Raw genomic sequence first — 22660 nt, 5'->3', positions numbered from 1 at the left:
TGCCCGTCGACACATCGATGAAGGTGCAAATTGCGTTCGACTGATTATCTCGGCCGTCTCTTCGGCCTCGAAGGCAGGCATGCCTTCATCACCGGCGCCAGCCGTGGGCTGGGCCTCGCCTTCGCGGAGGCGCTGGCCGCCGCCGGCGCGCGCGTCACCATAGGCGGCCGCAAGGCCGACGAGCTCAAGATCGCCGGCGACCGCCTGCGCGGCAACGGCTACACGGTCACGGAGTCATTGATCGACGTCACCGACACGCAGTCGGTCGATGCGGCGATTGCGGCGAGCGAAGCCGGCACCGGGCCGATCGACATCCTGGTCAACAATGCCGGCATCCAGCGCCGTGCGCCGCTTGAGACTTTTTCCGATGCCGACTGGGACGCGCTGATGGCGACCAATCTCGACGGCGTCTTCAAGGTGAGCCGCGCCACGGTGAAGGGCATGATCCAACGCCGCAAGGGCGTGATCATCAACGTCTCCTCGGTGCAGAGCGCGCTCGCCCGCCCCTCGATCGCGCCTTACGCGGCCAGCAAGGGGGCGATTACCATGCTGACCAAGTCGATGGCCGGCGAATGGGGCCAGCACGGCGTGCGGGTCAACGCCATCGCGCCGGGCTATTTCAAGACCGAGCTGAATGCCGCACTCGTCGCCGACGAGAAATTCTCAAGTTGGCTCACCGCCCGCACGCCGATGCGGCGCTGGGGCGATGTCAAGGAACTGGCGGGCGCGGCGGTGTTCCTGGCGTCGGACGCCGCGAGTTTTGTCACTGGACAGACGCTGCTGGTGGATGGCGGGATCACCAGCGTATTGTGACGGCCCCTCACCTCGACTCTCACGCCACATCCGCCGGCATGCTGTGTTCCAGCACGAGGTCGACATTGGGCATGTCGTTGCCGCGAACCTTGGCGGCCGCATATTCATCCGGGTAGCTGAGATCGGTCCAGCGCTTGAGCAACCTTCGTTCGAGCTCGGCGCGCGGCGCGGTGGGGAAGACCGTCAGGTCGAACAGGCGGGCAAGGCCGGACCATGGAGCGCGGCCGAGCAACAGGTAGTTGCCCTCCACGACAACATAGCGGGTCGCCGGCGCGATCAGCCGGGCGCCGGCGCGCGACAGGTCGAGCGGCCGGTCGAAGGTCGGCACGGCGACGCTTGCAGTGCTCTCGCGCCCCCGGCGGGCGGTCCGGCGATGGCGATCATGGTACGTGCGCCGCCGGCCTCGGCCGCAAGGATACGAGTGCCGCGCCGCCAATGCGGTCAAGCTGGCGATGCCCGAAGGCAGCGCCGGGCGGCGGCACTGGTCAAAGCGGTACGGGTCAGTCGCCCGAAATCCAGCGGACGATGTTGGCCATCAGCCGGCCGTAAAGCGGCCATGCCAAAAAATCCTGCGACAGCCAATGCGGGCCGATGTCGGTCGTCCAGGCGGCGGTCCGGCCCTTGCCGTGCTCGCGCACCGAAAGCAGCGGCCAGTCGGCGCCGCGATAATGGCAGGAGGCGAGCAGCCGGGAGCTGCCGTCGCGGCGCAGGTCCGTCTTGTTCATGCCGAGGATCGGCGGCAGCGGTCCGTCGATGCCGGCAAGGATCGGATGAGACGCCTGAAGGATGGACGCCTGCAAGCCCTGCGGCACCTCCAGCCCATCGCCGAAAGGCAGGCAGCGCACCGGCAGCACATCCTCCACCGGCGTGTCGTGGAAGCGCGCCGTGCCGAACATGCCCTGAAAGCCCATATAGCCGCCAGCGAGCATCAGCCCGCCGCCGCTTTCGACATAGGCCTTCAGAACGTCGAGGCGGTTGACACCGACACGGCCGGCGCGCGCTTGCGGCGTGACCAGCAGGCTCAGCGCGCCGACATCGGAGATCACCACAGCGCTATAGGGCGCCAGCGCTTCGAGGTCGTAGGGGAATTCGGCCGGGCAGCGTTCGCCGCCGATCTGGGTGATCGGGAGATGCCTTCGGCGGCCAGAGCGGCGTTGAAGGCGACGGCGCCGTTGACATAGGCGGCGCTCGTCAGCACCTCGGTGCCGGAAGCCACCGATGTGGTGGCCGAAAAGGTTTCGCCCGCAAGCAGGATCTTCATGCCTAACCGTCCGCGCGATCGAGAATAGAGCGGCGGGCGCCGAGGCGCCCGCCGGGTTGGAAAGTATCAGAACTTGAACTCGGCCAGGTTTTCCGGCGTCACGATCTTGGCCGGGCCCAGCACCAGTTCGCCGCCGGCGCCGATCGTGTATTCACCGAGACGGCCGGCGTTGAACTTCTCGCCTTCCTTGCCGGTGATCTTGCACTGCGCCAGGGCCTGGGCGGCCTGGTAGGTCAGGTAGCCAAGGTCGGAGACGTTCCACCAGATGTCCTGGGCGGAGCCGTCCTTGATGTATTTCGAGATCAGCGTCGCGGGCGCGAGGCCGGTCAGCTTGACCTTGCCCATCAGGCCGGCTTCCTCCAGCGCGCGTGCCGCGGCCGGCAGGCCGATGCCGGCCGGAACGATGATCGCCTTCAGGTCGGGGAAGGCCTGGACGAGAGCCAGCGCCTGCTGCTGGTTGACCTGCTCGCTCTCCTCGCCGTAGGCGACCTGCACAAGCTTCATCTTCGAAAATTTCGGCTCGGCCGCCATCTTCTTCTTCATGAAATCGATCCAGGCGTTCTGGTTGGTGGCGGTCGGCGTCGACGACAGGATGGCAAAATCACCCTCGCCGCCTATCAGATTGTAGGCGCTTTCCAGCATCATCTCGGCGAGGCTGTCGCCCTTGGCCTGGTTGGCGAACACCGCGCGGGCGTCACCGGCGACGTCGGAATCGTAGGACACGACCTTGACGCCCTGCTGCGCCGCGCGCTTCAGCGCCGGGGCGACGGCGTTGGCGTCATTGGCCGAGATGGCGATGACGCCGACCTTCTGGGTGACAAGGCTGTTGATGAAATCGATCTGCGCTTCCGCCGTAGCTTGCGAGGGCGCGACCTGGATCGCCTTGCCGCCGATCTCCTTGGCGGCCTCCTCCGCGCCCTGCTGGGCGACCTTGAAATAGGGATCGGTGTCGAGCTTGGGCAGGAAGCCGACGGTCACCGGCTCCTTGGCGCATTCGTCGGCGAAGGCCAGCGAAGCAGGGGCAAGCAGAACCGCGGATGCAAGCAGGGCCAGTCGAAACGCTTTCATTGTACACTCCTCCGTTTAAGAATTCGGGCTTGCGGGAAGGGGCCCGAGATCACCCCTTGGTTTCGCGCAAGGCGCGCGATCTTGAGAGGCGCTCCTCCAGGGAGCGCCAGTAATTGCCGATAAGCAGCGAGCCTATCAGAAGCAGGCCGATGATCATGCCTTGCGCGTCGCCGCCGATCTGGTTGAGCGCGAGCACGTTTCGGATGATGGCAATCAGCACCAGCGCCAGCATGACGCCAGTGAGCTTGCCCTTGCCGCCGAAGACGCTGACGCCGCCGAGCAGCACGATAGTGATGACGTCGAGCTCCATGCCGAGCGCGTTGTTGGCGCGCGCATTGGCAAGGCGCGCCGTGTAGACAATACCGGCGATGGCCGCGACGACGCCCGACACGACGAACAGCGAAAGCACCATGTGACGGGTGTCGATGCCGGAGTAGCGCGCGACTTCGGGGCTGCCGCCGAGCGCATAGAGCCGTTTGCCCGTGGCGGTCTTCTGCAAGACGATCGCGAAGACCGGCGCCAGCAGGAGAAACGGCACGATGGTCCAGGGGATCTGCGTGCCCGGCAGGTTGTTTATGCCGAAATCGACGATTTCGGGCGGCAGGATGTTGACCGAACCGGTGCCGAGCAGGATGTAGCCGATGCCGCGATAGAGGGCCATTGTGCCCAGCGTCACCACCAGCGACTGGAGGCCGAGCGCCGACACCAGGAAGCCGTTGAAGGCGCCGAGCAACGCGCCGAAGACAAGCGTCAGCGGGATCGCGGCGAAGGTCGGCATGCCGGCCTGGACGGCCAGCCCGAAGATCACCGAGGTGAGCGCCAGCACCGATGCGATCGACAAGTCGATCTCGCGGCAGATGATCAGCAGCGTCATCGGCAGGATCAGCAGCGCCTTCTCCGAAGCGCTGGCGGCAAGCTGGGACAGGTTGAAGCCGGAGACGAAGTTCGGCACGAAGATCGCGGCATAGAGGAAAACCGCAAGGCAAGCGGCGGCGAGCAGCAGGTCCCAGAAGTCGATCGAGCGGAGGAATTTGGTCATCTCATCCTCGCCTGTCTGGCCTGCTCGGCGCGCCGCACGATGAAAGTGTCGATGCCGATGGCGACGAGGATCACCAGGCCGTAGACGCCCTGCAGCCACAGCGGATCGACGCGCACCAGGGTCAGCCCGTTCTTGATCACCAGCAGCGTCAGCGACCCGAGCACGATACCGAGCAGCGTGCCGGACCCGCCGCGGATGGCGACGCCGCCGACCACGGCGGACGCGATCACCGTCAGCTCGAAACCGAGCGCGACGCGGGCGTCGATGGTCGCGTAGCGCGAGGCCCAGAGAGCGCCGCAGAGGCCGCCGAGCAGCCCCGCCAGGCCGAAGGCCATCAGGATCCGCCGGTCGACCGGAATGCCGATGAGGCGCGCGCCATCGGGATTGGAGCCGGTAGCGAACAGCTCGCGTCCGATCGCCGTGCGGTAGAGCAGCACATAGCCGGCGCCGAGGATAAGGACCGCGATGGCGACGATCAGCGGCACGCCGGCGAGTTTCAGCCCGGTCATGTCGAGCCACCTTTGCGTCACCTCGTCGGCGCTGATCTGGTCACCGGCGGCCCAGATCGAGTTGAAGCCGCGGAAGATCGACATTGAGGCTAAGGTGACGACGATCGCCGGGATCTTTCCCCGGGTGACGACGAGGCCGTTGATGAGCCCGCAGACAGTGCCGACGGCGCAGGCGGTCGCGAGGCCAATGGTAATGTCGAGGCCCGGATAGACCTGCACCATGCTGGCCGCCATATAGGCCGACAGGCCGATCACCGAGGCGATGGAAAGATCGATGTTGCGGGTGATCAGCACCAGCATCTGGGCAAGTGCCGCGACCACCAGCAGCGCCGCGTCCATCGAGACGGCCGTCAGGTTGGCGGCGCTGACCATGCGCGGGTTGATGATGGTGACCGGAATGGCGACCGCCAGCATCGCGGCAAGCAGACCGAACTCGCGGCGCTTGAGGATATTCGCGGGGCCTTTGCTTGCTTCCTCGAGCGCGCCCTGCTCTGTTTGCGTCGTCGCGCCGGCCTGCTCGACCGTGCGGGTCGCGGCCTCGAGCACTTTTTCCTGGGTCGCCTCACGGCTCGAAAACTCCGCGGTGCAGTGACCTTCGCGCAGCACGACGATGCGGTCGCACATGCCGATGAGCTCGGGCATTTCGGACGAGATCAAAAGGATCGCCATGCCTTGGGCGGCAAGGTCGGCGATCATGGCATGCACCTCGGCCTTGGTGCCGACGTCGATGCCCTGTGTCGGTTCGTCGAGGATCAGGACGCGCGGCTCGGTGCGCAGCCATTTGGCCAGCACCACCTTTTGCTGGTTGCCACCGGACAACTCCTTCACCGGCTGACCATAGCCGGCGAAACGCAGCTTCATGCGCTGCAGCCAATCGGCGACGAGGCGGATGGCACGGTCGGCGCCGTAGAGGCCGAAGCGCGCGGCCTTGTCCAGCACCGGCAGCACGGCGTTGTCGAGGACGCCGAAATCCATCACCAGGCTCTGGCCCATGCGGTCTTCCGAGACATAAGCGATGCGGGCGTCCATGGCGTCTCGCGCGGAGGTGAAGCGCACCGGCTTGCCGTCGATGAGGATTTCGCCGCCGTCAGGCTGGTCGATGCCGAACAGCACGCGCGCGATCTCGGTGCGGCCGCTGCCGACCAGACCGCCGAGCCCGACCACTTCGCCGGCATGAAGCTTCAGGTCGATATCGGCGAAGGCGCCGGCGCGCGAGAGCGCCCTCGCCTCCAGCACCAGCGCGTTGGGTTTTTCGCGGCGATCCGGATAGAGATCGCTCACCTCGCGGCCGACCATCATGGAGATCGCCGCGGCGCGGCCGAGCTCCGCCTTCGGCTGGACACCGACGAGGCGGCCGTCGCGCAGCACTGCGATACGGTCGGCAACGCGGAAGATCTCATCCATGCGATGGCCGACGAACATCATCGCCACGCCGTGCGACTTGAGATCGGCGACGACGGCGAATAGCCGCTCCACCTCGCGCTGCGAGAGCGCGGCGGTCGGCTCGTCCATGATCAGCACGCGGGCGTCGAGCGAGAGCGCGCGAGCGATCTCGACCAGCTGCTGCTCGGAGGTGCGCAGCGCGCCGAGCCTGGTGTCGGCCGGCACCGCAAGGCCGACAGTCGCCAGCACTTTTCGCGCGCCGGCGAGCATGGCGGCGTTATCGATGCCGCCGAAACGGTCGCGCGGCATGTGACCGAGATAGATATTTTCCGCGACCGACAGGTCGGGAAAGAGGCCCGGATGCTGATGCATGACCGCGATGCCGGCGGCCTGAGCGTCATGCGGCGAGCGGAAGCTGGCGGCCTTGCCGTCGACCTCGACATGGCCATCGGTCGGCGCATGCACGCCGGCGAGCAGCTTCACGCAGGTGCTCTTGCCGGCGCCGTTCTCGCCGAGCAGCGCCAGCACCTCGCCCGAGCGCAATTCGAAGGAAACGTTCTTCAGCGCAACAGTGCCGCCAAAGGCCTTGGTGGCGCCGACCAGCCCCACCGGTGCAACTGCCCCTGCCGCCGTCGCGACGGCTTCGCCAAGCGCGCCTTGCTGCAGCACGTTTCCTCCCTGGTCGTAGTTATTTTTTCAGTTTGCTATATTAAATATGCCAAACCCGCAACCGGAAAATTGACTTCCTTGTGCGCAACGCGCAGTGTCGCGTCGCGCTCGCTCGTGGTCCGGGATCCTTATGGCCGTGACTACGGATGGAGCCGGCCGCGCTTGCGGCAGACTTGGGAGATGGCGTTTTGTCGGGAAAAGGCAGTAATTCGGTCAAGGTTCGGCACTATAACGAACGTTTCGTTCTCGACGCCATCCGCCGCTTGAAGGAAGCATCCAAGTCCGATCTGGCGCGTGCTGCACACCTCACCCCCGCCGCCGTCGCCGACATCGTCGACGGGCTGGAGCAAGCCGGTTTCGTAAAGCAAGTGGGAAAAAGGTTCGGGCAGCGCGGGTCGCCCTCGATCCTCTACCGGCTGGCGCCGGAGCGCATCTACAGCGTCGGCATCAAGATCGGCCGGCGTGCGCTGGAAGCCGTGCTGGTCGACTTCGCCGGCGAGGTGCGGGCGCGCGCGTCGCACGAATACCGCTATCCCGACCCGGATCTGGTGCGCAGGGCCGGCAACACCTCGCTTACCAATTTCGAGGCGCTGGTCGACGGCCTCGACGATGCCTCGATCGTCGGCGTCGGCATCGCCTCGCCCTATTTCCTCGGCGGCTGGAGCGAGGAGCTCGGCTTTCCGGATGATCTCGGCGATCGCTGGGAAGCGATCGACCTCATGACCTTCTTCGCGACGCCGCCGAAGGTCCCGGTGTTCACCGAGAACGACGCCACATCGGCGGCGTTGGCCGAGCTCGTGCAAGGTGCCGGCGCGCGCTTTCACGATTTCATGCATATCTCGATCGACACCTTCGTCGGCGGCGGCCTGGTGCAGAGCGGCAAGGTGCATACCGGCCCGCATGGCAACAGCGCAGCGCTCGGCCCGCTGCCGGTCTCGCCGTCAAGCCTGGATTCGGTGGCGGCCAAGCCCGCGCGCTATCAGAGCCTGCTGCACCGCGCCTCGATCTATGTGTTGGTCAACCATCTCAAATCACGCGGCATCGAGATCGTCCGGGTGCGGGAGCTCGACCCCATGCCGGCCGGCGCGCGCGAGCCGCTGTTCGAATGGATCGAGGACTGCGCCAACGCGCTGGTAGAGGCGATCATCGCGATCACCTCGGTCATCGACATCGAGGCGATCGTGCTGGACTCGATCCTGCCGCGCTCGATCCATCTCGAGCTGCTGGCGAAGGTGCAAAGCCAGTTCAATCGGGTCAGCGCCATCGGTATCGTCGCGCCGGAAATCGTGCCTGGACAGTTCGGCCCCGAGGCCTCGCCGATCGGCGCGGCGATGCTGCCCTTCTCGGCGCTGCTCGCGCCCGACAGCAGCGTGCTGATGATCGGCAAGGACCGGACGAAGCTGCTGGGGAGCCTCTCGGCGCTCGCCAGCCAGTGCTGAGGGCGAAAGCGGCGGGGTGGCTGTCACACAGGCAGGCTTGTCGCACCGGTGGAAAGATGGGGCTCGCCGGGCGTGGCTGTGGTGTCAATATTTGTGCCTGCGCCCGTCCTGCCCTTCATCATACCAATCAACACTCGATCGAGCGACAGCCCGCCCGCGCCGCTGAGCGCCAGGATGAACATGCCGCCGGCGATGGCGAGATCCTTCTCGAAATGCAGCAATTCGTTCTGGCTGGCGAAATTGGTGTGGAAGAGGCCGGCCGTCATCAGGCAGAACAGGCCGAGCCCGATCGCGCCGAGCCGCGCCAGGATGCCGAGCGCCACGGAGAGGCCGGCGCCGAGCTGCAGCGCGATGGTGGCCAAGAGCAGCGGCGTGCCGACGCCAAGCGCGGCCATCGCCTTCTGGGCGCCCTCGAAATGGGTCGCCAGCTCCAGTCCCTCATGCACGAAGATCAAGGACAGCAGCAGCCGGCCGGCCAGCAGGACCGCGTCCCTGGCGTGAAGTCTTTCGGCAAGTTCGATCGGTGTCATGGTCGGCTCCAATCTTTGGAAAACAGGTGGCGCGGCGCGTCCCTATGGACGCGCGCGTTGAAGGGTCGGAGCCGGCGCGAGGGAGAGGAACGCCGGCTCCGGTTTTCGGGCGCTACCGCCGTGGCGCCCAAAAGGATGGCGAGCCCTTATGGGCCGCCTACTTCGTCACCTTGGTGTCGATGGCCTGCTTGAGGTCGGAGAGCTCCTCGCAGCCCGACGGGCAGAGCTTCTGCAACGAGGCGAGCTGCTCGTTCGCCTTGGCCATGTCGCCGGTCTCGACATAGAGCTCGCCCAGATATTCATGCGCGGCCTTGTGGTCGGGCTGAAGTTCCAACGCCTTGGTGTAGTAAGTGAGCGAGGTCTGGTAGTCGCCGGTCTTGCGCAGCGTGAAGCCGAGCAGGTTGTAGACGTCGGCCTGCTGGGTGTCCTGCGCAAGGTCGCGCAGCTCGGCCAGCGCGCCCTTGTAGTCCTTGGCCTCGATCTTGGCCTTGACGGCCGTCAGGTCTGGCGCGTCGGGGCCTTCGATATCGTCCACCGCATAGGCCGGGACGGCGATGGCGATGGGGGCCGCGGTCAGCACCGCAATGGCGCCGAGCACCGCGAAAAGTGCGTGTTTCATTGGAGTTGCCGCTTTCTGTTCAGGATCCGATTCTGATCAGATCTGGGTTGGGGTGAAGGCGTAGGCGTTGCCGTCCTTGACGAAGCTGCCTGTGCCGGGGAACGGGAAGTGCGACCCGCAGATGCGGACATTGTCGGCGATCACCTGGTCGATGATCCGGTGGCGCGTGGTGATCGCCATCGGCCCATCCTGGTCGTAAGCGCCCTGCCATTCGGGATGCGGGGCAAGCAGCGCCGGCACGTACATGGTGTCGGCAGAGACGAGGAACTGCTCGGAGCCGGCATCGACATGGTAGACGGAATGGCCGGGCGTGTGGCCGGGCGCCGCCATGAGGCGGATGCCGGGCACCACTTCCATGCCGTCGTCGACCAGCTTCCAGTTCTTCCATTTCGGAAAGTTCTCGGCGATGCGCTTGCCCGCCGGCTTGCGGCCCTCGGGCAGCTTGGCGAGGCGGCTCGGATCCGTCCACCAATTGTATTCGGTGGCGTTGACGATCAGCTCGGCATTCGGGAACACCGGATTGTTGGTGCCTTTCTCCATCAGGCCCCAGACATGGTCGGGATGGAAATGCGAGATCATGATGGTGTCGATCGCCTTGTAGTCGATGCCGGCGGCCTTCATGTTGGCCGGCAGATGCGTGGCGTTGGCCTGCCACTGGCCGACGCCGGAGCCGGCGTCCATCATGATGGTGCGGCCGTTCATCTGAAGCACCACGACGGTGAGCGGGATCGGCATGAATTCGGTGGTCAGTCCGGCCTTGGCGAGCGCCGCCTTGGTGTCGTCGACCGACACATCCTTGATGAAGGCCGGGTCGTGCGGCTTGCGCCAGATGCCATCATAGATGGCGGTGAGCTCGAGTGAGCCGACCTTGTATTTGTAGAAACCGACCAGCGGCTCGACCGGGGTTTCGGCGTAAGCCGCGGGCGCGAATTCCAGCTTGCCGGCAATGCCGAAGGCTGCCGCGGCGGCGGCGGAACCGAGCACCATGCGGCGTGTCATGTTGAACATCAGAAATCTCCTCTTGTGGCTTGCGCGTTTGCTTCAGGGTTTCAGGCGGTATGAGAGAATGGCGGAGGGCCCGGTGCGACCCTCCGCCGGCTGCGGAAACCGGAGCCGGCCGGTCCGACTGAAGACCGGCCGGCGCCGGGGAGATCGGGACGTCTGGTCGTTGACCCAGGGCGAGGCGTGCCTTCCTCGCACCGGCATCAGGACCTTCGGCCCCGCCTCCTGGGCGAGGACCTTTCGGTCCCGCCGGGGATCAGGACGTTTTGGTCCTGACTCCTGGGTGAGGACCTTTCGGTCCTGACTCCTAGCTCAGCGACCCCAGATGCCCTGGCCGGGCTCTTCCGCAGTGATCCTGGCCGCCGGCTTCATCTCGTGGCGGTCCATGTCGGGCTTCGCGATAGAAGCGGTGGTGGTGGTGTCGACGGCGGCGGCCTGCTGGCCGCCGTTCGTCGAGGGGAAGTGGTCGCCGCCGGCAAAGGCGCTGCCGGTGGCAACGAGGATGGCGAGAGCGGTGAAGACGGTTCTATTCATACGCGTATTCCTTCCGGGTTGGTTGATGCGTGCCTTGGGAGGACGGTCTCGCTACAGCCAAGACCCGGAAGGCCCGGGCTTTATTCCCGGGCGCGGGAGAATTTTTTCGGAATACATGAAATCAGGATTGAGGCGGGCCGGACGCCGGCCGTCATCGAACTGTCACACCCAAACGGGTGGCGCATGCTAGAAACGCTGCCTGGCCGCCCCCCGCGACCTCGACCACATCAAGAGCCGGCGAAGCCGCTATGAACATCGCCCTCCCCGCCGAAGGCACCGATCTCTCGCCCTATCTGCCCGACGAGCACGGGCTGTTCTTCATCTATCATTTCAAGGCCGACGGTTCACGCACCAAGGATCCCGCCGAGGCGCATTGGAGCTGGCGCAGCTACCAGATCACCGACATGCGCGCCCGCCAGGAGATCGGCGCCGAGCAGGCTCTGCCGCAGCCGGTGCGCGATGCTTTCCTGTCGCCCAGCCATGGCTGCCAGATCGATTTCGAGGGCGACTTCCTCTATGGCGACCTGCCCGACCTCAGACACGACTTCGCCGAGGCGCGCGGGCTCACGCATTTCCGTTTCGCCTTCAACGACAAGATGCTGGTCGGCGCCCGCAAGCAGCCGCTGGAATCGGTCGACAAGATCCGCAAGCTGGTGGAGAGCGGCACGCGAAAATTCTGCACGCCGGCCGAACTGATCGAGGCGGTGATGGGCCAGTCGCTCGACGGCATGGCGGCCGAGCTCGACAAGATGGGCGATACGTTGGACGGCATCGAGGACCGGATCGTCGTCGATGCATGGCACAGCGAGCGCCAGGCGCTGGTCGATGCGCGCCGGCAGCTGGTGCTGATCCATCGGCAGATGGCGACGCTCACCAACCTCTTCCGCCACCTCGACCACTCACATCGCAACGAGCTGCCGGACCCGATCAACGACATGGCGACGCGGCTATCGCACCGGGCGCACACGCTGCATCACGACGGCGAGCAGTTGCAGGCGCGCACGCGCCTGTTGCAGGACGAGCTGATGGCCAAGCTCACCGAACGGTCGAACCAGTTGCTCTATATCCTGTCCGTCATGACGGCGGTGCTGTTGCCAATGACAATCATCTCCGGCCTGTTCGGCATGAACGTCGGCGGGTTGCCGCTGGTCGACACGCCGCTGGGTTTCTGGGTGGTGACGGCGATCTCGGTCGTCATCGCCGGCATCATCTATACGATCGTGCGGCGGCTGGGGCGGGTGTAAGGAAAGCAACGGACCTTCGCATTTTCAGTATATCGCGGCTGGCACGCCATTTTTCTTGTGAAGCATTTGGGGCGTGAAGGGCGTTACATTCGCCGTTTCTAATCGATCATAGGTTCAGCCCGGGCGGCAAGAGTCGTGGTCAGGCTAATTTTCCGGCGCGGCTTCTTTTTCGATGCCCGGTTGTCTGGGCGCCCGATTGAACGGGGGCGCCAGCAAAAGCCAGGAGTTGACCCATGAAACTTCATTCCATTCCCAAGAGCAGTCCCGGAATCTTGCGCATGCTATCGCTGGCGGCCATGCTGTGCGGCGCCCTTTCCGGCGCCTCAGCCGCCGCCGAGACGACCAAACCAGCCGCGGCCACTGCCAGTCAGGCAACGACCGCCGTCTCGCCGGAGGAACGCGCCCGGCAAATCGACTGGCGAAATGCGATGGCGCAGGTGCCGCAGCCGAAAAAGGGCTGTTTCAAGGCCGAATATCCCAGCCGTGAATGGCAGGAGATCACCTGCACCGAGACACCCAATTATCCGCAGCCGCCGCGGCGTGGGCCGCATCCGCTGACCGTGGGCAACAGCAACGACGTCGCGGCGCAAGCGCCCTCAGGCTTCATCTCGACGGCGATCGGCTCCTTCGACAACGTCACCAACGTGACCAGCGAAAGCGGCCCGATCGGTAATTCGGGGCCGTCGATAGCCAATGCCTATACATTGCAGCTCAACACCAATTTCTTCCCGAGCTCCGTGTCCTGTACCGGCTCGCCCAATCCCAATTGCCAGGGCTGGCAGCAATTCGTCTTCGAGAACAATGGCAGCATCGCCCGGGGCTACATCCAGTACTGGCTGATCAAGTACAACAAGACCTGCCCATCCGGCGCGAGCTGGAACCAGTTCTCGTTCACCGGCGACACCGATATCTATTGCTGGAAGAACAACAGCCTGGGCGCGGTGCCAGTGCCGTTGCAGCCAGTCACCAATCTTGCCCAGCTCAGCCTGACCGGCAATGTCGGCGCTGGCGGCGACAGCATCAACGTGACGGTCGGCGGGACGATTTATTCGCGCACCGGCGACAACGCCGTCAACGCGGCGTCCGGCTGGCAGACAGCCGAGTTCAATATCTTCGGCGATGGCGGCAACAGCGCCGGCGGCGGCCAGGCGAGTTTCAACAGCGGCGCATCGCTGACGCCGAGGGTGCAGGTGATTTATGGCGGCAACGCCTCGCCGACCTGCGTGGCGCAGGGGTTCACCGCCGAGACCAACAACCTGAATTTTGGCCCGACGGCGCCTTCGGCCCCACCGCCCGGACCGGCGCTGCTCTTCGTCGAAAGCACCGCCGGCGGCGCGGCGTCGAACTGCGCGGCCGCGGCCGGTGTCGGCGACACCCATCTGACGACGTTCAGCGGCCTGCTCTACGACTTCCAGGCTTCGGGCGACTTCGTGCTGGCGGATTCCGGGCCGGACTTCATCGTCCAGAACCGTCAGGTCTCCGGTGCGCCGACATGGCCGAACGCGGCCGTCAACAGCGCGGTCGCGGCCCGACTCGGCAAGACCACGGTCGCCATCTGCGCCAAGCCGCAGAGGCTTGTCGTCGACGGCAAGCCGGTCAGCCTGCGCGGCGGCGCCTTGCAACTCGCCGACGGCGCCGACGTGACGCGAACCGGCAATGTCTATGTCATCAGGAACGCGCGCGGCGATTCCGTCGTCGCGACGCTGAATCCGCCAAACTATATCGACGTCAAGGTCGGTCTCGGTCAATGGCCGGAGAAGGTCGAGGGCCTGCTCGCCAACCCGAAGAACGACGTCAACCTTTTGGCGACACGGGAAGGCCGTATCCTCAAGACGCCGTTTTCCTTCGAGGATATCTACCATCCCTATGCCGAGAGCTGGCGCGTCGATCCCAAGGATTCGCTGCTTTCGGTATGCGGCAGGGAGATCAAGACCGGCATCCCCGGCAAGCCCTTTTATGCGAAGGACCTGAAGCGGGACCAGCTTAAGCGGGCCGAGGCCATTTGCGCCAAGGCCGGCGTCGAGAAGGGCCCGCTGCAGGATGCCTGCATCCTCGACGTCGCGGTCATCGGCAAGGCCGGAGCGGCGAAGATCCACGCCAAGACACCAGCCCCCAATGCCGTCGGCATAATCCAGTAGGTCAGACCGGCGCGGGTGGTGAAGTTGTCGCCCGCGCCCTCGCCTCAAGCGGTTGCCCGCAGATCCTCGACGACGGCGCCGGCGGCGGCGACTTCGGCGTCGTGGTCGGGTTCGCGCCACGTCTCGGCAAGTCCGGCCGCAAACCATTCGCGCATGGCCGGCAGATCGAGCAGCCGCGACGGATAGGCGGCGGCTGCGCCTTCGAATGCCAGGCCATAGGATTGCGCCCTGAACGCGATGGGGGCGAAGAAGGCATCGACGGCACCAAAACGATCGCCAGCCAGGAAAGGTCCGCCGAAACGCGCAAGGCCATCGTTCCACAAGTCTCCCATCCGGAAGATGTCGTGCTTTAGCGCGCCGGACATGGGCGAAAGCTTTACCCGCACGCCGCAGCTCATCGGGCAGTCATTGCGCAGCGCGATGAAGCGCGAATGCATCTCGGCTGCGGCCGAGCGCGCCCAGGCGCGCGCCTTCGTCTCCGACGGCCAGACGCCCTGATGGCGTTCGGCAAGGTATTCGACGATCGAGAGCGAATCCCAGACGGCCCAGCCATCATCGACAAGACAGGGCACGCGTCCATTTGGCGAGAACTGCCGGTAGAGGCCGAAACTCAATCCGGTCGGGAACGGCGTCAGCCGCTCCTCGAAGGGAATATCGAGGACACGCATCAGCAGCCACGGCCGCAGCGACCAGGACGAATAGTTCTTGTTGCCGATATGCAGAACGTACATCGGGCGCCCTCTGCTTCTTGTTTACGCAATTCCGGACGGAAAACCGTCTCGCACTTTTGCTTATCTCGTCGCGGGAGCCGGCGGGCGGACTTCGCGCGCCCTGAACATCGACCAGCTATACATGGCCAGGGCTGCCCAGATCAGCGCAAAGGCGACAGCCTGGGTGCCGCCGAACGGCTCGTCGAAGACCAGCACGGCGATCAGGAACACCATGGTCGGCGCGATATATTGCATGATGCCGATGGTGGACAGGCGCAGCAGCCTGGCGCCGAAGGCAAAGAGCAGCAGCGGCACCGCGGTGACCGGGCCGCAGCCGATCAGCAATGCGGTATCGGCGCCGGTGCCGGAAATCAGATGATCCTGGCCGGTGGCGATCAGGTAGACGATGTAGCAGAGCGCCGGCACCGACAGCAAAAGCACTTCGAGCAGGAACCCCTGGCTCGGGCCGATCGGCAGCGTCTTGCGGAAGAAGCCGTAGGCGGCGAAGGAGAAGGCGAGCGCCAGCGACACCCAGGGCAATTTGCCGGCCTCGATTGTGAGCACCATCACCGCGACCGCGGCCAGCGCCACCGCGGCGATCTGCAACCGGTCGAGCCGCTCGCCGAGCAGCACCGCACCGACAACGACGACCACCAGCGGGTTGATGTAATAGCCGAGCGCGGTCTCGACGGTGCGGTCGACCGCGATCGCCCAGACATAGATGCCCCAGTTGATCGAGATCAGCACCGCCGTCAGCGCCGCCATGGCAAGGCTCTTCGGCGAGCGGATCGCCGCCTTGAAGTCGGCGGTGCGGCCGGCCCAGATGAGCACCGCCGCCGCGATCGGCACCGACCAGACGACGCGGTTGGCGATCACCTCGGCAAGCGGCAGATGCGCCACCGCCTTCATGTAGAAGGGCAGCAGTCCCCAAAGGAAATAGGCGCCGAGCGCCAGGAGGAAACCGCGGCGGGCCTTGGCATCCTGATCGAGATCGGCTGTGGCAGTGACCATGGCCCAACGCTATGGCCCAGCGGACCGCCCAAGACCATCACAAAATCATGATGGATCAACGGACTTTTCGTGATGGTTCAAGGCTTGCGCAAGTTCCTCTCCGCACGCAGTGGGGGAGGTGGCCCGGCGGAGCCGGGACGGAGAGGGGTTTTCGCAAAGTGTAGAAAATGGGGAATTAGCGACCTTGCTGCGCCCTTTCCTTCTTGGACCCTGGCTTCGCGCAGGTCGCTCCCCCGCTCCGTCCCGGCTGCGCCGGGCCACCTCTCCCCCGCCTTGCGGGGGCGAGGAAAGGAGCCCTACTCCGCCGCCACCAGCCCCGCCATCTCGCGGTTCTTCATCAGCTTGTAGACGATCGAATCCATCAGCGCCTGGAAGGAGGCGTCGATGATGTTTTCCGACACGCCGACCGTCCACCAGCGGGCGCCGGTGGAATCGTGCGATTCGACCAGGACGCGGGTGATGGCCTCGGTGCCGCCGTTGAGGATACGCACCTTGAAGTCAGCGAGCTCTAGGTCGACGATCTCGCTCTGGTATTTGCCGAGGTCCTTGCGCAGCGCGATGTCGAGCGCATTGACCGGGCCCTGGCCTTCGGCCACCGACATCTTCTCCTCGCCGTCGACCTCGACCTTCACGATCGCCTCGGAAACGGTCTTCAGATTGCCGTTGGCGTCGAAGCGGCGCTCGACCATGCAGCGGAAGGAGGTGACGTTGAAGAACTCCGGCAGGCCGTGCAGCATCTTGCGGGCCAACAATTCGAACGAGGCGTCGGCGCCTTCATAGGCATAGCCTTCGGCCTCGCGCTCCTTGACCACGGCAATCAGCGCGTCGAGCCGGTGATCGTCCTTCGGCACGTCGATGCCGCGCCGTTTCAGCTCGGCGAGGAAATTGGCCTTGCCGCCCTGGTCGGAGACCATGACGCGGCGACGGTTGCCCACGGCTTCCGGTGGGACATGCTCGTAGGTCGCCGGCTCCTTGGCCAAAGCCGAGGCATGGATGCCGGCCTTGGTGGCGAAGGCCGATGAGCCGACATAGGGCGCCTGCGCTTCCGGCGCGCGGTTGAGCAATTCATCGAACGCACGGGAAAGCCTCGATATTCCGGTCAGCGCCTCGGCCGAAATGCCGGTCTCGAAACGATCGGCGAAGGCGGGCTTCAACGAAAGCGTCGGGATGATGGAGATGAGGTTGGCGTTGCCGCAGCGCTCGCCGATGCCGTTCAGTGTGCCCTGGATCTGGCGTACGCCGGCCTCGACCGCGGCAAGGGAGTTCGCCACCGCCTGGCCGGTGTCGTCATGGGCGTGGATGCCGAGATGGCCGCCGGGGATGCCGTGCGCGATCACCTTGCCAACAATTTCGCGCACTTCCGAAGGCTGCGTGCCGCCATTGGTGTCGCACAGCACTACCCAGCGCGCGCCGGATTCATAAGCGGTTTTCGCGCAGGCCAGCGCGTAGTCCGGATTGGCCTTGAACCCGTCGAAGAAATGCTCGCAGTCGACCATGGCTTCCTTGCCAGCCGCGACAGCGGTTTCCACCGAGGTCTTGATCGACTCGAGGTTCTCCTCGTTGGTGCAGCCGAGCGCGACGCGCACGTGATAGTCCCAACTCTTGGCGACGAAGCAAATGGCGTCAGACTTCGACTGCACCAGCGCCGCCAAACCCGGGTCGTTGGAAGCCGAGACCCCTGCCCGCTTGGTCATGCCGAAGGCGACGAATTTCGCGCGCTCAGTCCGCTTCTTCTGGAAGAAAGCTGTGTCGGTCGGATTGGCGCCCGGATAACCGCCCTCGACATAGTCGATGCCGAACTCGTCCAGCAGTTTGGCGATGGCGATCTTGTCCTCGACGGAAAAGTCGATGCCCGGCGTCTGCTGGCCGTCACGAAGGGTGGTGTCGAAGAGATAAAGGCGTTGGTTTGTCATGGCTGCGTGGGTGCTTCAGCACCCTCCTCTGGCCTAGCGGCCGGTAATGTCACTTCTTCCCCGCGAACCCATCCGTCGCCCGGATCAGCCGATCCAGAATCCCCGGCTCCGAATAGGCATGGCCGGCGCCTTCGATCAGGTGGAAATCCGCTTTCGGCCAGGCCTTGTGCAGCGCCCAGGCATATTTTGCCGGACACGGCATGTCGTAGCGGCCGTGGACGATGGTGCCGGGGATGTCCTTCAGCTTCCAGGCGTCGCGCAGCAGCTGCCCTTCCTCCAGCCAGCCGGCATGGACGAAAAAATGGTTCTCGATGCGGGCGAAGGCCACCGCGTAGTCGTCCTTGCCGAACGGCGTGCTGGTTTCCGGCTCTGGCAGCAGCGTGATCGTCTCGCCTTCCCAGAGGCTCCAGGCAAGGGCTGCCTGAACTTGAGCCTTGCGGTCGGACCCGACCAGCCGCTTGCGATAGGCGGCCATCATGTCGCCGCGCTCGGCCTCGGGAATCGGCGCCAGAAAACGCCCCCATTTGTCGGGGAACATTTGCGAGACGCCGAACTGATAATACCATTCGAGCTCGGCGCGGGTCAGCGTATAGATGCCGCGCACGACTAATTCGCTGACGCGGTCCGGATGCGTCTCGGAATAGGCGAGCGCCAGCGTCGAGCCCCAGGAGCCGCCGAAGACGAGCCATTTGTCGAAGCCCGCCATCTCGCGCAGGCGCTCGATGTCGGCAACGAGATGCCAGGTGGTGTTGGCCTCGAGCGAAGCGTTGGGCGTAGACTTGCCGCAACCGCGCTGGTCGAACAGGATGACGTCGTAGAGCTTCGGGTCGAACAGACGCCGGTGTTTTGGCGAAATCGTGCCGCCCGGGCCGCCATGCAGGAACACGGCGGGCTTGGCGCCCTTGGTGCCGCAGCGCTCCCAATAGATGGTGTGGCCGTCGCCGACATCGAGCATGCCTGACTCGAACGGCTCGATCTCCGGATAGAGCGTACGCAAGGAACTGCCGTGGATCGTCATAATTTCAAGCCCTGCTGCGGCCAGTTGGCCGTCTCGTGGTCGGGATGCTGGAAGGAGATGATCTGCTCCTGCTTCCTGTAATAGTCGTGGTCGTCGTGGACCGGCGCCTCGAAGATCTTTTCCACCCAGGGCAGCCGCACGGCATAGTTGACCTGGATCTGCGGCGCGAGGTCGGAGCGGTCGTCGAAGGCGCCGATGGCAATCTCCAGCGCGCCGGGCTGGCGGTAGGTCAGCGGCGTGCCGCAGCGACGGCAGAAGCCGCGGTCGATGTTGACCGAGGACTGGAAATAGCTCGGTTCCTCATGGGTCCATTCGACGCCGTCCTTCGGCACCGTCACCAGCGCGCCGAAGAAGGAGCCGAACTGTTTCTGGCACATGCGGCAATGGCAGATGGACGGGCGCCCGAGCTTGCCCTTGATGCGGAAGCGCACGGCGCCACACTGGCAGCCTCCGGTTCGAACGTTTTCGGTCATCATCTTTCCTCCGGCGGCCATTGGTCCGTGTCGTGATCGGGATGCTGGTACGAGACGAGCTCGGCGAGGTAAGGCGCCGAGGCGATATCGGCCATCGTGTCCTCGGACGGCAGCTTCGGGATGCCGTCGACATAGGGAAGTTTTGCTTCGACGCCCCATTGGATGGTGGGCGCGATGCCGGTCGGGTCATCGAAGATGGCAATCGCCAGTGCTGCGCCGTCCGGCGCCTCGAAAGTCAGCGGCGTGCCGCATTCGGCGCAGAAGCCGCGCCAGGCGGCATTGGACGAACGGAAGCGTTTGGGCTCGCCGCGCGTCCAGTCGAGCGTGGCGCCGCGCACCGAGACCAGCGGCAGATAGAAATTGCCGCTCGCCTTCTGGCACATGCGGCAATGGCAGACAGAGGCCTCGCCGAGCGCCCCTTCGACGCGGAAACGCACGGCGCCGCACTGGCAGCCGCCGGTGTAGACAGGCCGGTTGTCGAGGCTCATGACACACTCCCGATCATGGGCTGCTTTTGGGGCTCACTCCGGATCATGGCAGACCGCCTCGACATTGTTGCCGTCGGGATCGAAGACGAAGGCGCCGTAATAGTTGGGGTGGTAATGCGGCCGCAGGCCCGGTCCGCCATTGTCCTTGCCGCCTGCGGCAAGCGCCGCCGCATGGAAAGCGTCGACCTCGGCGCGGCTGCGCGCGGTGAAGGCGACATGCTGGGCGGATTTCGGCTTGTCCGTGCTGTCGCTCAGCCAGAACACCGGCCGGTCGCGGCCATAGCCGCCTACCTTGGCGCCGCCGGTATATTCCTGAGGCACCATGTAGAGCAGCGATGCCCCCAGCGGCGCCATCGCTTTGTCGTAGAAGGTCTTGGATGCATCGAAATCAGATACGTTGATGCCAAGATGGTCGATCACGGGACGAGCTCCTCCGTTGGTGGCGCGGCCGCGACGGCCAGGTCGGCCACGATGACGATGTGCTGGCAGACATTGTCGATATCGCGGATCACGTCGTCGTTCCAGAAGCGCAGGATGGTCCAGCCAGTGGCGGCTAGATAGGCAGTTCTCTCCTCGTCGCGACGGGAGTGTTCCCCCATCGCCATGCTGGCTGCCATCGACCTCAACTATGAGGCGATGCGCAGAACAAGCGAAGTCAACAATGTAAGGTCCAATCGGCACCTGCCGCCGAAAGCTCACGCCCATGAGCCTGTGCGCACGCAATTCGTTCCAGAGCTTCAGCTCGGCATCGGTCATCGCGCGCCGCATCGATTTGGCGTTTTTGCGCTGATGAGAGGGAACGCGGTCGTGACCCATGCTCAGGCCGCCCTACGCTGGAGATTGGCGAAACCGCACGCGACATCTGATCTCCCCCCTTGCGGGGGAGATGTCCGGCAGGACAGAGGGGGGTTCTGTCCCGCCAGCGTAGCAACTAGGGAGCGCTGCACTCTCAGGAAATGGCTGGCATGAGAATGGGGAAGTTTGAACGCTGGCGTTCCTTCGCACCCCCCTCTGTCCTGCCGGACATCTCCCCCGCAAGGGGGGAGATTGGCCGTCGCCGATGGTTTCGCCAATCGCCGAAGTTGTCTCACCGCTTGATCTCCCACGTCGTCACGCGCTCGCCGGTGGCGGGGTCCTTGCCGTCCTTCAGTTGCACGCCTTGCGCCAGCAACTCATCACGCAGGCGATCGGCTTCGGCCCAGTTCTTCGCCTCGATCAGCGCGAGCCGGTCCGCGATCGCCTTGGCGACCGCAACCTCGTCCACCTTGGCCGCGCCGATGTCGAAGCCCAGGAAAGCCAGCGCCGCCTTCAAGGACCCGGCGGCTTTCTCGCCTCCGGCATCGCCCGCCTCGCCGGCGAGCTGCGTGAGCCGCTGGAAGGCCGTGTAGGTGGCGAGGTCGTCCGACAGCGCTTCCACCACCTCGGCCGGCAGGTCCTTCGCGGCCGCCGGTGCAAGGTCTGCAGCGCGCTTCCACTTGCGCAGCGTGTTTTCCGCCTCCTCAAGCTTGCGCACGGAGAAATCGATCGGCTCGCGATAATGCGTCATCAGCATCGCCAGCCTGAGCACCTCGCCCGGCCAGGCGCGGCCGCCGAAGGTGCTGGTCTCCAGCAATTCGTGGATGGAGAAAAAATTGCCGAGGCTCTTCGACATCTTCTGGCCTTCGACCTGCAGGAAGCCGTTATGCATCCAGACATTGGCCATGACCTTGGTTCCGTGGGCGCAGCGCGACTGGGCGATCTCGTTCTCGTGGTGCGGGAAGATCAGGTCCAGCCCGCCGCCATGGATGTCGAAGACCTCGCCGAGATAGGCGGCGGACATGGCCGAGCATTCGATGTGCCAGCCGGGCCGGCCCCTGCCCCATGGGCTCTCCCAGCCGGGTTCCTCAGGCGAAGACAGCTTCCACAGCACGAAATCGCCGGGGTTCTTCTTGTGCGCGTCGACGGCGATGCGCGCGCCCGCCTGCTGCTCGTCGAGATTGCGCTTGGACAACTCGCCATAGTCCGGCATCGAGGCGGTGTCGAACAGCACTTCGCCGCCGGCGACATAGGCGTGGCCGCGCTCGATCAACTGCCGGATCAGCGACAGCATGTCGGCCTTGCCGTCGGCCCGGGGCGCGACGAATTCGGTCGCTCGCGGCTCGTAGGTCGGCTGCAGGCAGCCAAGTGCGGCGACATCCTTGCGATACTGGTCGGCGGTCTTTTCGGTGACCTTGCGGATCGCATCGTTGAGCGACAGCTTTCCGGCCGCGATCTCGCCGCCGAAGTCGCGCAGGGCGCGGGCGTTTATCTTGTCGTCGACATCCGTGATGTTGCGCACATACGTGACGTGCGTTTCGCCATAGAGTTGGCGCAACAGACGGAACAGCACGTCGAAGACGATTGCCGGGCGCGCATTGCCGATATGGGCGAAGTCGTAGACGGTCGGGCCGCAGACATACATGCGCACGTTCAACGGATCGATCGGGATGAATCGCTCCTTCGTCCGCGTTAGCGTGTTGTAGAGGTTGAGGCCCTTCGATGCGTCAGACATGCGGTCCCGGTCCTTAATTGTGTTTGCCGGAACCAACTTCGCGCCGAAGGCACAAATCAGGCTCCAGCCTGCTGGCCGGGGCGTTTTTCCGATCTGGGGAAAGATGAGGCGAAAACGTCCGGACCAGCGCGAGGCTAGCCAATAATGCAAATGCCACAAATGGCGAAAGACGTTTTCATGGGCGGCTTTATCGCGCTGGCAGGTGTTGCCGTCAAGTCGCTCCGCTGAGGAAAGATGTGGTTGGATCACAGGTAAAGACAGGACGAAAC

22 protein-coding genes and 1 pseudogene are annotated in these 22660 nt (G+C 64.9%); 4 read left to right on the top strand and 19 right to left on the bottom strand.

All coding sequences use genetic code 11. From position 1 onward, the window contains the following. The first annotated feature begins 30 nt into the window (after positions 1 to 30). Positions 31 to 813, top strand: coding sequence for a glucose 1-dehydrogenase (locus tag FJ957_RS10875; protein WP_140831190.1), 783 nt, complete (start codon positions 31 to 33; stop codon positions 811 to 813). Positions 814 to 832: 19 nt separating this feature from the next. Here FJ957_RS10875 and FJ957_RS10870 read toward each other — a convergent pair whose 3' ends face one another. From FJ957_RS10870 to FJ957_RS10850, 6 genes are all read right to left on the bottom strand, one after another. Beyond that, entirely contained in the window at positions 833 to 1141 is a 309-nt protein-coding gene (locus FJ957_RS10870; RefSeq protein ID WP_140831188.1) for a hypothetical protein, read from the bottom strand. A 172-nt stretch (positions 1142 to 1313) separates the two neighbouring features. Then, complete coding sequence (locus FJ957_RS10865) at positions 1314 to 1862, bottom strand: glutamine amidotransferase (RefSeq protein ID WP_246685807.1); 549 nt, start codon at positions 1860 to 1862, stop codon at positions 1314 to 1316. After that, positions 1856 to 2074, bottom strand: a complete 219-nt coding sequence (locus FJ957_RS32175) for a hypothetical protein (RefSeq protein ID WP_246685806.1) — start codon at positions 2072 to 2074, stop codon at positions 1856 to 1858. Before FJ957_RS32175 ends, FJ957_RS10865 begins: the two co-directional genes overlap by 7 nt. A gap of 66 nt (positions 2075 to 2140) precedes the next feature. Further along, positions 2141 to 3142 (bottom strand): rhamnose ABC transporter substrate-binding protein, encoded by a 1002-nt coding sequence (locus tag FJ957_RS10860; protein WP_140831186.1) that lies wholly within the window; start codon positions 3140 to 3142, stop codon positions 2141 to 2143. Between the two features lie 49 nt (positions 3143 to 3191). After that, complete coding sequence (locus tag FJ957_RS10855; protein WP_140831184.1) at positions 3192 to 4181, bottom strand: ABC transporter permease; 990 nt, start codon at positions 4179 to 4181, stop codon at positions 3192 to 3194. Further along, positions 4178 to 6742 carry an ATP-binding cassette domain-containing protein gene (locus tag FJ957_RS10850; protein ID WP_140831182.1) on the bottom strand — a complete coding sequence of 855 codons (2565 nt, stop codon included), beginning with the start codon at positions 6740 to 6742 and terminating at the stop codon, positions 4178 to 4180. The genes FJ957_RS10855 and FJ957_RS10850 overlap by 4 nt, the downstream gene beginning before the upstream one ends. A gap of 188 nt (positions 6743 to 6930) precedes the next feature. Here FJ957_RS10850 and FJ957_RS10845 point away from each other — a divergent pair, with 188 nt between their 5' ends. Next, entirely contained in the window at positions 6931 to 8181 is a 1251-nt protein-coding gene (locus tag FJ957_RS10845; protein WP_140831180.1) for an ROK family transcriptional regulator, read from the top strand. A gap of 23 nt (positions 8182 to 8204) precedes the next feature. On the opposite strand, the gene FJ957_RS10840 is transcribed toward FJ957_RS10845, so the two are convergent. The 4 genes from FJ957_RS10840 to FJ957_RS10825 form a co-directional block, all read right to left on the bottom strand. Continuing rightward, positions 8205 to 8711, bottom strand: coding sequence for a DoxX family protein (locus FJ957_RS10840; protein WP_140831178.1), 507 nt, complete (start codon positions 8709 to 8711; stop codon positions 8205 to 8207). Between the two features lie 157 nt (positions 8712 to 8868). Beyond that, entirely contained in the window at positions 8869 to 9330 is a 462-nt protein-coding gene (locus FJ957_RS10835; RefSeq protein ID WP_140831176.1) for a tetratricopeptide repeat protein, read from the bottom strand. A 36-nt stretch (positions 9331 to 9366) separates the two neighbouring features. Then, the gene (locus FJ957_RS10830; RefSeq protein ID WP_140831174.1) at positions 9367 to 10338 is read right to left on the bottom strand and encodes an MBL fold metallo-hydrolase; all 972 of its coding nucleotides are present in this window, start codon (positions 10336 to 10338) and stop codon (positions 9367 to 9369) included. A gap of 306 nt (positions 10339 to 10644) precedes the next feature. Beyond that, entirely contained in the window at positions 10645 to 10866 is a 222-nt protein-coding gene (locus FJ957_RS10825; protein WP_140831171.1) for a DUF680 domain-containing protein, read from the bottom strand. 248 nt (positions 10867 to 11114) lie between these two features. On the opposite strand from FJ957_RS10825, the gene FJ957_RS10820 reads away from it, so the two are divergent. Both FJ957_RS10820 and FJ957_RS10815 read left to right on the top strand, forming a co-directional pair. Next, complete coding sequence (locus FJ957_RS10820; protein ID WP_140831169.1) at positions 11115 to 12110, top strand: transporter; 996 nt, start codon at positions 11115 to 11117, stop codon at positions 12108 to 12110. A 233-nt stretch (positions 12111 to 12343) separates the two neighbouring features. Continuing rightward, positions 12344 to 14248: a VWD domain-containing protein gene (locus tag FJ957_RS10815; protein ID WP_140831167.1), complete on the top strand. Its 1905-nt coding sequence runs from the start codon at positions 12344 to 12346 to the stop codon at positions 14246 to 14248. Positions 14249 to 14292: 44 nt separating this feature from the next. Here the strand turns inward: FJ957_RS10815 and FJ957_RS10810 are convergent, their stop codons facing one another. The 9 genes and pseudogenes from FJ957_RS10810 to cysS all read right to left on the bottom strand — a co-directional run bounded on the left by FJ957_RS10810 (position 14293) and on the right by cysS (position 22391). Next, entirely contained in the window at positions 14293 to 14979 is a 687-nt protein-coding gene (locus FJ957_RS10810; protein WP_140831165.1) for a glutathione S-transferase, read from the bottom strand. Between the two features lie 60 nt (positions 14980 to 15039). Then, a complete protein-coding gene (rarD, locus tag FJ957_RS10805) occupies positions 15040 to 15969 on the bottom strand; it encodes an EamA family transporter RarD (protein ID WP_140831164.1) in 930 nt (309 codons plus the stop codon). 296 nt (positions 15970 to 16265) lie between these two features. Beyond that, positions 16266 to 17882 carry a citramalate synthase gene (gene cimA / locus FJ957_RS10800; RefSeq protein ID WP_140831162.1) on the bottom strand — a complete coding sequence of 539 codons (1617 nt, stop codon included), beginning with the start codon at positions 17880 to 17882 and terminating at the stop codon, positions 16266 to 16268. Between the two features lie 49 nt (positions 17883 to 17931). Further along, positions 17932 to 18900: a prolyl aminopeptidase gene (pip, locus tag FJ957_RS10795; protein WP_140831160.1), complete on the bottom strand. Its 969-nt coding sequence runs from the start codon at positions 18898 to 18900 to the stop codon at positions 17932 to 17934. Further along, complete coding sequence (locus FJ957_RS10790; RefSeq protein WP_140831159.1) at positions 18897 to 19373, bottom strand: GFA family protein; 477 nt, start codon at positions 19371 to 19373, stop codon at positions 18897 to 18899. Before FJ957_RS10790 ends, pip begins: the two co-directional genes overlap by 4 nt. Beyond that, the gene (locus FJ957_RS10785; protein WP_140831157.1) at positions 19373 to 19861 is read right to left on the bottom strand and encodes a GFA family protein; all 489 of its coding nucleotides are present in this window, start codon (positions 19859 to 19861) and stop codon (positions 19373 to 19375) included. The genes FJ957_RS10790 and FJ957_RS10785 overlap by 1 nt, the downstream gene beginning before the upstream one ends. 33 nt (positions 19862 to 19894) lie before the next feature. Further along, the gene (locus FJ957_RS10780) at positions 19895 to 20281 is read right to left on the bottom strand and encodes a VOC family protein (protein ID WP_140644418.1); all 387 of its coding nucleotides are present in this window, start codon (positions 20279 to 20281) and stop codon (positions 19895 to 19897) included. Then, a pseudogene (locus FJ957_RS10775) lies at positions 20278 to 20677 on the bottom strand (endonuclease domain-containing protein). Before FJ957_RS10775 ends, FJ957_RS10780 begins: the two are co-directional and overlap by 4 nt. Before the next feature lie 271 nt (positions 20678 to 20948). Further along, positions 20949 to 22391, bottom strand: coding sequence for a cysteine--tRNA ligase (gene cysS, locus FJ957_RS10765; protein ID WP_140831155.1), 1443 nt, complete (start codon positions 22389 to 22391; stop codon positions 20949 to 20951). Positions 22392 to 22660 lie beyond the last annotated feature (269 nt).

This window comes from Mesorhizobium sp. B2-4-6 (assembly GCF_006442775.1).
GTDB lineage: Bacteria > Pseudomonadota > Alphaproteobacteria > Rhizobiales > Rhizobiaceae > Mesorhizobium.
The sequence above is the reverse complement of the archived record's forward strand: the minus strand, read 5'-3'. Positions and strand labels throughout refer to the sequence as shown.

What these genes read in the sequence shown, in the direction of transcription:
- FJ957_RS32175 (WP_246685806.1), bottom strand. Translation starts at nt 2,074, where the DNA reads ATGAAGATCCTGCTTGCGGGCGAAACCTTTTCGGCCACCACATCGGTG.
- FJ957_RS10860 (WP_140831186.1), bottom strand. Translation starts at nt 3,142, where the DNA reads ATGAAAGCGTTTCGACTGGCCCTGCTTGCATCCGCGGTTCTGCTTGCC.
- FJ957_RS10855 (WP_140831184.1), bottom strand. Translation starts at nt 4,181, where the DNA reads ATGACCAAATTCCTCCGCTCGATCGACTTCTGGGACCTGCTGCTCGCC.
- FJ957_RS10840 (WP_140831178.1), bottom strand. Translation starts at nt 8,711, where the DNA reads ATGACACCGATCGAACTTGCCGAAAGACTTCACGCCAGGGACGCGGTC.
- FJ957_RS10835 (WP_140831176.1), bottom strand. Translation starts at nt 9,330, where the DNA reads ATGAAACACGCACTTTTCGCGGTGCTCGGCGCCATTGCGGTGCTGACC.
- FJ957_RS10830 (WP_140831174.1), bottom strand. Translation starts at nt 10,338, where the DNA reads ATGTTCAACATGACACGCCGCATGGTGCTCGGTTCCGCCGCCGCCGCG.
- FJ957_RS10825 (WP_140831171.1), bottom strand. Translation starts at nt 10,866, where the DNA reads ATGAATAGAACCGTCTTCACCGCTCTCGCCATCCTCGTTGCCACCGGC.
- FJ957_RS10820 (WP_140831169.1), top strand. Translation starts at nt 11,115, where the DNA reads ATGAACATCGCCCTCCCCGCCGAAGGCACCGATCTCTCGCCCTATCTG.
- FJ957_RS10815 (WP_140831167.1), top strand. Translation starts at nt 12,344, where the DNA reads ATGAAACTTCATTCCATTCCCAAGAGCAGTCCCGGAATCTTGCGCATG.
- FJ957_RS10810 (WP_140831165.1), bottom strand. Translation starts at nt 14,979, where the DNA reads ATGTACGTTCTGCATATCGGCAACAAGAACTATTCGTCCTGGTCGCTG.
- rarD (WP_140831164.1), bottom strand. Translation starts at nt 15,969, where the DNA reads ATGGTCACTGCCACAGCCGATCTCGATCAGGATGCCAAGGCCCGCCGC.
- cimA (WP_140831162.1), bottom strand. Translation starts at nt 17,882, where the DNA reads ATGACAAACCAACGCCTTTATCTCTTCGACACCACCCTTCGTGACGGC.
- pip (WP_140831160.1), bottom strand. Translation starts at nt 18,900, where the DNA reads ATGACGATCCACGGCAGTTCCTTGCGTACGCTCTATCCGGAGATCGAG.
- FJ957_RS10790 (WP_140831159.1), bottom strand. Translation starts at nt 19,373, where the DNA reads ATGACCGAAAACGTTCGAACCGGAGGCTGCCAGTGTGGCGCCGTGCGC.
- FJ957_RS10785 (WP_140831157.1), bottom strand. Translation starts at nt 19,861, where the DNA reads ATGAGCCTCGACAACCGGCCTGTCTACACCGGCGGCTGCCAGTGCGGC.
- cysS (WP_140831155.1), bottom strand. Translation starts at nt 22,391, where the DNA reads ATGTCTGACGCATCGAAGGGCCTCAACCTCTACAACACGCTAACGCGG.